This window comes from Actinoplanes sp. NPDC051861 (assembly GCF_040681145.1).
In the GTDB taxonomy this organism is placed as follows: Bacteria; Actinomycetota; Actinomycetes; order Mycobacteriales; family Micromonosporaceae; genus Actinoplanes.
This window is the reverse complement of sequence record NZ_JBFAYE010000011.1, coordinates 91,581-102,146: the sequence shown is the minus strand read 5'-3', so window position 1 is coordinate 102,146 and position 10,566 is coordinate 91,581. Positions and strand designations below refer to the sequence as shown.

At 68.9% G+C, this 10,566-nt stretch carries 7 protein-coding genes and 1 pseudogene; 5 read left to right on the top strand and 3 right to left on the bottom strand.

The features are described 5' to 3' along the window. Positions 1-31 precede the first annotated feature (31 nt). Positions 32-2,764 (bottom strand): hypothetical protein, encoded by a 2,733-nt coding sequence (locus AB0M02_RS26715; RefSeq protein WP_364231276.1) that lies wholly within the window; start codon positions 2,762-2,764, stop codon positions 32-34. Positions 2,765-2,825: 61 nt separating this feature from the next. Continuing rightward, positions 2,826-3,170 (bottom strand): helix-turn-helix domain-containing protein, encoded by a 345-nt coding sequence (locus tag AB0M02_RS26710; protein ID WP_364231273.1) that lies wholly within the window; start codon positions 3,168-3,170, stop codon positions 2,826-2,828. A gap of 82 nt (positions 3,171-3,252) precedes the next feature. Between AB0M02_RS26710 and AB0M02_RS26705 the strand changes: the two genes are divergently transcribed. The 5 genes and pseudogenes from AB0M02_RS26705 to AB0M02_RS26685 all read left to right on the top strand — a co-directional run bounded on the left by AB0M02_RS26705 (position 3,253) and on the right by AB0M02_RS26685 (position 7,485). After that, entirely contained in the window at positions 3,253-4,104 is an 852-nt protein-coding gene (locus AB0M02_RS26705) for an NAD(P)-binding domain-containing protein (RefSeq protein ID WP_364231271.1), read from the top strand. After that, a pseudogene (locus AB0M02_RS26700) lies at positions 4,101-4,490 on the top strand (NAD(P)-binding domain-containing protein); the annotation flags it as partial. The gene AB0M02_RS26705 and the pseudogene AB0M02_RS26700, both read left to right, overlap by 4 nt. 76 nt (positions 4,491-4,566) lie before the next feature. After that, entirely contained in the window at positions 4,567-4,965 is a 399-nt protein-coding gene (locus AB0M02_RS26695; RefSeq protein ID WP_364231269.1) for a hypothetical protein, read from the top strand. Positions 4,966-5,023: 58 nt separating this feature from the next. Then, the gene (locus AB0M02_RS26690; protein WP_364231268.1) at positions 5,024-6,637 is read left to right on the top strand and encodes a SpoIIE family protein phosphatase; all 1,614 of its coding nucleotides are present in this window, start codon (positions 5,024-5,026) and stop codon (positions 6,635-6,637) included. Further along, positions 6,634-7,485, top strand: a complete 852-nt coding sequence (locus tag AB0M02_RS26685) for an alpha/beta hydrolase (RefSeq protein ID WP_364231267.1) — start codon at positions 6,634-6,636, stop codon at positions 7,483-7,485. The genes AB0M02_RS26690 and AB0M02_RS26685 overlap by 4 nt, the downstream gene beginning before the upstream one ends. On the opposite strand, the gene AB0M02_RS26680 is transcribed toward AB0M02_RS26685, so the two are convergent. Then, positions 7,482-10,562: a hypothetical protein gene (locus tag AB0M02_RS26680; protein WP_364231265.1), complete on the bottom strand. Its 3,081-nt coding sequence runs from the start codon at positions 10,560-10,562 to the stop codon at positions 7,482-7,484. The genes AB0M02_RS26685 and AB0M02_RS26680 overlap by 4 nt on opposite strands. Positions 10,563-10,566 lie beyond the last annotated feature (4 nt).

Here is a 10,566-nt window from a genome sequence, read left to right as displayed (position 1 = left end):
CGGGTCGTCCTGCATGGATCCACCGTAGTGGTCAGGCTTCCTCCGGCCGGTAGGCCCGTTTCGTCGCCGAGTGGCCCGGGCCGTAGGCGCCGGAGAGGATCCGGTGGGCCCGCTCCAACAGGTCCCGCGCGCGGGCCGGGTCCGTCGTCGTCAACGCCTCGGCGAGGTCGACGGCGTACCCGGCCCAGCGCGGGCACTCCTCCCCGACACACACGGCGGCGATCTCCAGGATCTCTTCCAGCAGGTCGACGTGATCACCGGAGGAATACCGAACCGCGTTGGAGAGGTGCTCAGCGACGGTGGGAAAGACGCGGCCGTGCGCTTGTTCCTCCAGGGCCGCCGCGGAGAACTCAAGTTTCGCCGCCGTCGCGTAGTCGCCCGCGATCTCCACATAGAGCTCCGCCGCCCGGCTCATCAGGCTCGGTGCTCCCTCCGGATGTCTTGCCAGGATATCCAGGCATTCGTCGACATATTCCGGCGAATGCGGCCGTGCCTTTGAGGCCATGACGAGGCACGCTTCCGCCAATTGGTGGAAGGTGACCGCATCGCCATCGACCAGCGAACGTGCTCGGTCGAACGTGGCGACGGCAGAATCCCAATCGACGGCAGTGAGTGCTTGGGCCTCCTGGAGTAGTAGCAGGGTGACCAGTTCCCGGGCGAAGGGCGTATCTCGCTGTTCCCATTGGAGACGCTCCTCGTGAAGCATCTCGAGCGTCCTCCGGCCGGGTTCGCGGGCCAGGCGTTCGTCGATCTTCTCGACCTCGGCCCACCGCTCCAGGCCGGCGAACGCGGTGCGCATCAGCCTCAGCGAGGCAAAGTCCTCGCGGAACGTGAAGCTCTCCATCCGGCTGGAACGTCTCGACTCCGCCACCTTGAGGCATTCCGCCCAGTCCAGTCGTCCTGCGGCACACGCGAAGTACACGTCGTCGATCTGCCTCTGGAGAAAGGCACTGAACCCGCCGTCGCTCACGGGCTGTGCGATCCATGGTTGGACGACGGTCCGTGCGGTTGCGATGCGACCGAACGCAAGGATCTCCTCGGCGATCGTGACCCGGTGCCGCCACAGCGTGCCGTCGTTTTCCGCCGACGCGATCGCACCGGAATACTCTGCCAGGGCCTCGTCCACCTGTCCGAGTCGCCCGGTGATCGACGCATGCAGGAGGCGTGCCTCCTGGACGGCGTCCCGGCCCTCCTCATCCCCCCATTGCCCGATCGCGGACCGGGTCAGCTCCAAAGCCTCCGTCAGCGCATCCCGGCTCACGACGGGCCTTGGCCTCCGCCAGCGGGGTTGAGGCGCGATGGTGCCGGCGAGTTCGAGTTGCAACGTCGCCAGAGCGGCAGACCCTTCCGGCTCCCGCCTCAGCTCCATCGCCATGGCGCGCCGAATCGGCGTGGTATCCATTGGCGAGCCGATTGCCGACATCCGTTTCTCGGCGCGGTGAACACACATGAGGGCGGACAGAAGGTCGCTGTCGGAAAACGATCGGTCAGTCTCCACGATGTCCAGCGCGGTGCGAGCCGCCCACACGATGCTCGACAGCGCTCCGCGTTCCGGAATCGTCCGCGAAGCGACCGCCGTGAGGAGCCGAACGGTCGCCTGCGGATGATCGCGCCTGGCGACGGCGATGAAGTTCCGCAGGTGCGCGACCGCCGGCACTGCTGCCCTCGCCGGTATGGACTCCGCGCCGATCGTTCTGTTCAGCGCTCGGAGGGCGGTCTCCGCGACCTCAGCGTGGTCGCTCCCGACGGTGCGGCGCACGACCTCCTGGGTCAGGCGGTGCATGGCGTAGGCCCTTGTGGCGCCCTCGACCTCAGTCACCAGGGAGAAGCGTTTGAGCGCGGCGATCGACCGGGCCAGCACCAGCGGATCCGCGAGGGGGTCGGAGGCGGGTACATGCCGCAGGAGGCCGTCGTCGACGCGGTCGGGGTCGAGGAGTGCAAGGAGCAGGAGCAGCCGTGCCGATTCGGGTTCGACGGCGGCGGCTGCCGAGCTGGCCAGCACGACCACGTCGACCACGGAGTGGTTGTAGTCGGGGAGGGGCTCGGCGGACCCCACCGCCTCGACGAAGCGCGAGCGCAGCATCTGCTCGTAGGTCTCCAGCGGCAGGCCGGCCTCGATCTGGGCCGCCGCCTGCCGCAGCGCGAGCGGGAGACAGCCGAACATCTCCGCTATTCGCTGGGCCGCCTGGCTCGGCGACCCTTTCGTCAGCACCTGGGCGGCTGCCTCGTCGCTCAGTGGGCCGAGGCGGAAGACCGGAGCCCAGGCGGGCCAGTCGTGGTAGCGCGTCGTGATCAGGACGACGCCGGAGCCCCGGGTCGGCAGGAGTCCGCGCAGCGACTGCGGAGATTCGGCGTTGTCGTAGATCAGTAGCCACTCGGCCGCGTCCTCGAACGAGGACAGTCGTGCCAGCACCTCCGTGGTGCTCGGGTTCTTGCCGAAGTCGAGGGCTTTGCCCAGCTCCTGGAGGGACGCCTCGATTGTCGTGCGGTGTTCGGCCTCGATCCACCAGACGATGCGGAAGCGGTCGGCGACGGCGTGGGCGGCGTGGGCGGCCAGCTGCGTTTTCCCGATGCCGCCCAGGCCGGAGATCGTCTGGTTGACGACGGTGCGCGAGCCGGGCTCGAGGGCCTCGATCAGGGCGGCCATCTCGGTGTCGCGGCCGATGAACTCCGGGTCGACCGGGAAGGGGATCCGCCACACGGGGCGCGCCGGAGCCGGTTGCGGCTGGTGGAGGTGCAGGACGTTGTGGTCGCCGATCATCACGCCGTGGGAGGAGTCCACGGTCACCGGGATCGGGTCGTCCTGCATGGATCCACCGTAGTGGTCAGGCGTCCGCTGTCAGGCGTTCGTTGCGGCGGGTGCCCCAGTCGCCGAGGGGGCGCAGGGCCTCGTTCAGAGAGCGGCCGTCGTCGGTCAGGGAGTACTCGACTCGGGGTGGTACCTCTCGGAAGACCTCGCGATGCAGCAACCCGTCCTCCTCCATCTCGCGCAGGTGCTGGATCAGCATCTTCTCGCTGACGCCGGGCAGGCCTCTGCGCAGTTCGCCGAAGCGGCGGGTGCCGTAGTTGGCGAGTTCCCACAGGATCAGGGATTTCCACTTGCCGGAGACGACGTCCATCGCGGCGTCGATGCCGCAGATGTACGGGCCGCGGCGGGCGCTCGGTGCCATGAGGGCTCCTTACCAAAAGGTAAGTACCGCACTAATTAGTGAGTACTTGTCCGTTTGATGGTATGCGCCAAGCATGGTTCTCATGAAGACGACCTTCTTGGGACTGGGGGCGATGGGTGGCGCGCTGGCCACCGCCGCCCTCGACGCGGGCTACGAGGCCCTGGTGTGGAATCGGAGTGCGAGGTCGTTCGACGGGCGTGCGGTGGTTGCGGGCAGCGCCGGGGAGGCTGTGGCGGGCGGCGGGGTGATCGTCGTCTGTCTGCTGGATCAGGCGTCGGTGCACGAGGTGCTCGATCCGGTCGCGGCGGGCCTCGGAGGGCGGACGGTGGTCAACCTGACCACGACGACGCCGAAGCAGTCGCGGGAGCTTGCCGGCTGGGCGGCCGGGCACGGGATCACGTACCTCGACGGCGCGATCATGGCGGTGCCGGAGATGATCGGTGGGGCCGGGTCGGCGATCCTGTACAGCGGTGACGCCGGCGCCTTCGAGGAGCATCGCAAGCTTCTGGAGGTGTGGGGCGCGGCGAGCTTCCACGGCGCGGACGCGGGTGCGGCGGCGCTGCACGACATGGCGATGCTGACCGGCATGTACCCGATGTTCGCCGGGTTCCTGCAGGGTGCGGCCATGGTGGCGGTGGACGGGGTGTCCGCCGTGGAGTTCGCGGAGCGTCAGGTGCCGTTCCTGGCGGCGATGACGGGTGCGCTGCGGGAGTACGCCGCGATCGTGGACGCGCAGGCCTACGACGCGGCGGGCCAGCAGAGCCTGCGGTTCACCGAGACCGCGCTCGCCTCGCTGATCGAGGCGACGGCCGACCAGGGGATCGGCGACGCGGTTCTCGGGCCGGTGCACGACCTCGTGCGGCGGCAGATCGCGGACGGGCACGGCGAGCGGGGCACCGCGCGCATCTTCGAAGGGATGAGGCGGCCCCGATGAGCCACACCGTGATCGGTCTCGGCCCGATGGGCCAGGCGATGGCCCGCGCCCTGATGCGGGCCGGCCATGCCGTCACGGTCTGGAACCGGACGGCCGCCCGCGCAGCGGACCTGGTGGCCGACGGTGCGGTGCTCGCACCCGGCGCGGCCGCGGCGGTGGAGGCCGGCGACCTGATCATCCTGAGTCTCACCGATTATCCGGCGATGTACGACATCCTGGGCGACGGCGCCGGTCTCGAGGGAAAGGTGCTGGTCAACCTCAGCTCGGACACCCCGGACGCGTCGCGGCGGGCGGCTGTGTGGGCGGCGGAGCGCGGGGCGGATTTTCTGACCGGTGGAGTCATGGTTCCCGCTCCGATGATCGGGGGCTCAGGCTCGTACATCTTCTTCAGCGGTCCCGAAGGGGCCATGCGAAAGCATGCCCCGGTGCTGGAGTTGATCGGAGAGATCAGGTATCTCGGGGTTGATCCGGGCCTGGCGCAGCTCTTCTACCAGGCGCACCTCGACGTCTTTCCTGACCACGCTGTCGAGTCTGCTGCACGCCACCGCGCTGGTCGCCGCCGAGGGTGTCGACGCGGCGGACTTCCTGCCCGGCGCCCTGGAGACGCTGACCGGCATCCCGGCGATGGTGGGCGACGGCCGGGAACTCGCCGGTGAGCTGCAGAAACGCGCCTATCCAGGCGATCTGAGCACGGTGCTCATGATGGGCGCGACCGCGGACCACATTCTGGGGACCAGCCGCCGCGCGGGTGTCGACGACGCTCTGCCGGGCGCGGTGAAGGCGCTCTACGACCGGGCGATCGCCGCCGGGCACGGGCGGAGCAACTGGACGGCCCTCTACGAGGTGATCAGGACGATGTGACTCGGCTGAACAGGCGCTAGGGTGGCCCGGGCAACCAGCAGACCACCCAGAGGAACCGATGACCGACGGCAGCAGCGGACGCCGCGAGGAGCCCCAGCGCCTCGCGGCTGCGCTGCGTGCCGGCCTGGACCCGGTCGCCGACCCGATGTTCGACCGGTTCGCCGCCATGGTCCGCACGGTGCTGGGCGTGCCGGTCGCGTTCGTCTCGCTCGACCACGGCGACCGGCGGGATACGCCGCTCATCGTCAGCGACGCCCGCACCGATCCGGGAGTGCGCGCGTACGCGGCGATGCCGGTCCGCGACGCCGACGGCCGTGCCCTCGGGTCGCTGTGCGCGATCGACCACGAGCCACGCCAATGGAGCGAGCAGGAGATCTCGCTGCTCGCCGACCTGGCGGCGGCCTGCTCGGACAGCCTGCAGCTCCGCATCGCCGTCCGGGCCGAGGCCGACCGCAGTGCCCTGCTGCTGCGCGCGAGTGCGGCCCTCGGTGCGGCGGCCACCTCCTCCGACGTCGTCGACACGGTCCGTGACCTGGTCATCGGCAGTCTCGATCCGGCGTACGTGGGAGTCTCGTGGCTGGGCGCCGACGGCGACATCCAGCTCGCGTCGGGACGGTTGCTGCCGGCGCACGTCGCCTCGCGGTGGGCGACCTATGGCGGCGATGTGCGTACACCCTCCGGTCTCGCGGCCCGGACAGGCCGCACCGTGATCCTGCCCGACCTGGCGGCGGTGACGTCACAGACGCCGGACGCGGTGGCGACCTTCCACGAGATGGGCTGGCAGGCCGCGGTCAGCGTGCCGCTGCCGGGCCTGCGCGGCCCGATCGGCGCGCTGACGTTCTGCTGGAAGCAGCAGTACTCGCCGGGCGAGGGCGAGCAGGCGGTCCTGATCGCGCTCGCCGGATACGTCGCGCAGGCACTGCAGCGGGCGAGTGCCTACGACGACCGGCGGACCGCCGCCGAAACCATGCAGAAGGCGCTGCTCACGCCGCTGCCCGAGCTTGATCATGTACGGCTGGCGGCCCGCTACGCCCCGGCCAACCGCGCCGACCTGGTCGGCGGTGACTGGTACGACGCGGTGCGCATCGACGAGACCCGGATGGCCGTGGTGATCGGCGACGTGGCCGGGCACGGCGTGACGTCGGCGGCAGCGATGGGCCACTACCGCAGCATGCTGCGCGCGCTGCTGGTCGACCGCTACGACTATCCGTCCGCCCTGCTGGCCCGCTTCGAACGAGCTACCAGGGTGCTCGGCATCGACGACATGGCCACCGTCCTGGTCGCCTACCTGACCGCGGACCCCGACGGCGGCCACACGCTGACCTGGGCGAACGCCGGCCATCTGCCGCCTACACTGGTGCTGCCGGACGGGACGGTCACGCAGTTCCCGCTGGGCGGGCCACTGCTGGGAGCGTTGCGCGGGGTCACCCGGCGGACCCACACGCGCCGGCTCCCGGCCGGGAGCCGGTTGCTGCTCTACACGGACGGGCTGATCGAGACGCGGGGCTGCCCGATCGACGACGGGATCGAGTGCCTGCACCGTGTCCTGACGGAGAACCCCGGCGTGGGGCTGGACGATCTCGCGGACCGGATGATGGAGATCATCCCGGCGGGCGAGCGCGAGGACGACGCGTCATTGCTACTCATCGAGACCCTGGGACTGTTCGAGTGATCAGCGACATCGCCTACGCACCCGGAAATCTTCTCGATCTCCATCTCCCGCCGGTGCCGAACGGCGCCACATCGCCCCTGCTCGTCTGGACCGGCGGATCCGCGTGGATGGCCGACAACGGCAAGGACAGTGCCGGGCCGTTCGCCGAGGCCTTCAACCCCAGAGGGTACGCGGTCGCGGGCGTCAGCATCCGGTCGAGCTCTCAGGCGACGTTCCCGGCTCAGCTGCACGACATCAGGGCGGCGATGGACTGGTTGCGGTCGCACGCCGGCGAGTACCGGATCGATCCGCACCGCTTGGCCGTCATGGGGGACTCGTCCGGCGGATGGACCGCCGTCATGGCCGCACTGACCTGCGGCGTGCCCGCGGTTGCCTTCTACCCGCCGGTGGACTTCCTGCGGATGGACGAGCAGATGCTGCCGGGAACGCGGGCGTCCTTCAACGAACTGCTCGGCCTCACCGACTGCCACAACGACCCGGGTTCGCCGGAGTCGCTCCTGGTCGGCTACCCGATCCAGACCCGCCCGCAGGCGGTGGCGGCGACCAACCCGATCAACCATCTCAGCGACCACGACCCGCCGATCATGATCCTGCACGGCCAGGAGGACCAGCTCGTCCCGCACGGTCAGAGCGTCCTGCTCTACAACGCGCTGCGGGCGAACGGCAGCGACGCCACGTTCTTCTCGGTGCCGGGCGCGGGTCACGACTGGCGACAGGTCCTCGACCCGGCCAACCATGTCCGGCACACGGTCCATCGCACTCAGGCAGGCACCGAACAGGTCAGCGTCGGCACACCGGCTCCCAGCTGGGACACGATCGACGACTTCCTGCGGCAGGCGCTGGGCTAGCGGGCCTTCAATGCCGCGGCGGCCTCTCTCGTCGACGAATGGTCCGGGCCGAAGACGCCGGTGAAGATTTCCAGCGAGCGCTCCAGGAGCGACCTGGCGCGGGCCGGGTCCGTGTCGTTGATCGCGTAAGCGAGTTCCACGGCATACTCGGCCCACCGAGGAGTGCTGTCGCCCAGGCAGACGGTGGCGATCTCGAGGACCTCCTCGAGCAGGACGGCGGGGGTGACGCTGTCGGGCAGATCCGTCCCGGATCGCCGGGCGTACCAGGCCGCGTTGTGCAGGTGCTCGGCGACGGCCGGGTAGATGCGCCCGTGCACCCGTTCCTCCACCGTCGCGGCGGTCAGCTCGAGGTGGGCGGATTGGGCGCTGTACTCGGACATATCGGCACAGAGGCCGGCGGCGTAGCTCAGCAGGGGCGGAACGGTGCAGCTGGAACCCACGCTGTGCCCGGTGGTCCGATCGGAATGCGTGGTGAGCAGGTCGATCGCTCTGGCGAGGAACGGCAACGACTGCGGCCGTGCCTTGGACACCATGCCGAGGCAGGCCCGCGCGAGCGTGTCGGGCCCGATCGATGTCCGCCCGCCGTCGATCAGCGCCTGAGCCCTTTCGAAGGTGGTCACCGCGGCGCGCCAATCCAGCGCGGCGAGTTCGTTTGCCTCTCTGATGAGGGCGTACACGACCAGTGCCTGCGACGAATCGTGCCGGGATTCGGCGTCGCGAACTGGGAACTCCCGTTTGCGGGCCCGGTCCTCGCGTTCCCGTTTGATGCGTTCGGCACGGGCGAGGTGAAGCCGGGTCCGGGGCCGGTCGGCGAGCAGATCCAACTGATAGAGCCAGTCGGTGTTCAGGATCGACGAGCGACCCCTCGAACGTCGAAGCCTGCCGATGATGCCCCATATTCGGGGCAGTCTCAGAGACCGGCGCGGCACGCTTCCGGTGATGTTGAGGAGGCTTGTGCGGGTCAGGAGGTCGTCGACCTCCGAGACCTTGTCGTGGAGTTCCAGGCCGGCGTAACCGGTGCGGACGTTTCGAAGTGAGTAGTACTCGTGGATCAGATTGGGTCCGTCGCCACGAGAAAAGAAGTATTCAGCGGGCTTCTCACGTTCCTTTTCGGCGTACCGGAGATATGCGGGCCAGTCGTGTTGCTCCCGCAGGCATGCCGAGTACACCTGGTAGATCGTCGTCAGATGCCAAGAGGCAGCGACGCCCTCAGGCGGGTCGTCGACGCGGTCGAACCAGGGCTGAACCATCTCGCGCGCATCGGCGAGACGGCCGAACTTCAGGAGCGCGTAAGCGACGTTTACTCTGCCCGGCCACAGTGTGCCGTCCGCCTCCGCCATGGCAACGGCATCGCGATGCTCGGCAACGGCGGAGTCGACTCGGCCCAGGTGGCCGGCGATCCCCGCGCGGAGAACACGCGCCGACGCAATCGTGTCGCGGTGGTCGAGTGCGTCCAGCATCGCGATCGCGGATCCGGCGAGAGACTCGGCCTCGGTCAGATCCTCATCGGCGAAATCGAAGCTGACCCACCAGCTCATCTGCCCCGCAAGCGTCCTCGCGAGCTCCAGCTGGATGCCGGCCACCGCCGGAGACCCGCCCGGCTCTTTCTCTCGCCGCAGCGCGAGGGCACGCCGGATCGACGTCGTGTCCTTCTCCCTGTGCCGGAAGAAGGTCTGGTCGGCCTCGACGTGGTGAACCTGCATCAGAGCGGCGACGATCTCGTCATCGGTGAACGACGTTCCCGTCTCCGCGATGCGCAGCGCCTGTCGCGCTGCCCAGACGGCGGTCTCCTTCGTGATCATCGACGCCCGGGATCTATGGGCGAGGGCACGAAAGAGCTGCACGGTCTCGCGTTCGCAGTGGCGTTCGGCAACGTCCAGGAAGCGTTTCAGGTGTTCGGCCACACGGTTGAGTCGCTGTTCCTCCAGCATCGAGATCGGCGCGACGGCGTCGGTGAGCATGACCACGCAGACGCGGGCGGCGGCCGACACGGCGTCCTCGTCCGCCGCCTGCCGGATCACCTCTTGGACCACGCGGTGCACGGCGTAGGCCTTTGATTTGCCTCGCACCTCTGTCACCAGCGAGTACCGCATCAGCGCGGCGATCGCTCGCGTCAGCACCAGTGGGTCTGCCAGCGAATCACCGGACGGCATCCGCTCCAGCAGCCAATCCTCCACTCGATCGGCGTCGAGCAGGGCGAACATGAGGAGCAGCCGTTCGGCTTCACTCTCCACCGCCACGGCGGCCGACCGCGCCATCAGAAGGACGTCGACCACCGAGTGGCGGTAGTCCGGCAGGGCCGTGGTGGACTCGATCGCGTCGACGAAGCGTGACCTGAGCAGGTCCTCGTAACGTTCCAGCGACATCCCGGCCCGCAGCTGAGCGGCTGCCTGCCGCAGCGCCAGCGGCAGGCAGCCGAACATCTCCGCGATTCGCTCGGCGGCCTCGTCCCCGCTGTCACCGGTCAGGAGCGTCGCCGCAGCACTTGTGCTCAGCGGACCGAGATTCGTCACGGAGGCCCACGCCGGCCAGTCCTGGTGCCGTGTCGTGATGAGCACGTGGCCGGATCCGCGCGTCGGCAGCATGCCCCGCAGCGACTCCGGCGACTCGGCGTTGTCGTAGACCAGCAGCCAGTCGATCGACTTGTTGAGGGAGGACAGGCTGGTCAGGACCTCGGTGCTGGACGGCTCACCGCCGAGTTCCATGGCTTTGCCCAGTTCACGAAGTGACGCCTCCATCGTGGTCCGGTGTTCGGATTCGATCCACCAGACGATGCGGAACCGGTCGGCGACCCTGTGAGCGACGTGCGCGACGAGCTGGGTCTTGCCGATGCCGCCGAGGCCCGAGATCGTCTGGTTGACGACCGCTCGTGATCCCTTCTTCAACGCCTTGGTAAGGGCGGCCATCTCGGCGTCCCGGCCGACGAACTCCGGGTCGATCGGGAACGGGACGCGGAAGACTCGGTCCGGCAGCTTGGTGCGGCCACCGGGAAAGTAGTTGTTCAGGACATTCCGGTCGCCGATCATCATGCCGTTGACGTTGTCCACGGAGATCGGGACGGGATCGGCGTCCTCCATGCGC

Coding starts and splice junctions, on each gene's coding strand:
- AB0M02_RS26710 (WP_364231273.1), bottom strand. CDS start 3,170: ATGGCACCGAGCGCCCGCCGCGGCCCGTACATCTGCGGCATCGACGCC.
- AB0M02_RS26705 (WP_364231271.1), top strand. CDS start 3,253: ATGAAGACGACCTTCTTGGGACTGGGGGCGATGGGTGGCGCGCTGGCC.
- AB0M02_RS26690 (WP_364231268.1), top strand. CDS start 5,024: ATGACCGACGGCAGCAGCGGACGCCGCGAGGAGCCCCAGCGCCTCGCG.
- AB0M02_RS26680 (WP_364231265.1), bottom strand. CDS start 10,562: ATGGAGGACGCCGATCCCGTCCCGATCTCCGTGGACAACGTCAACGGC.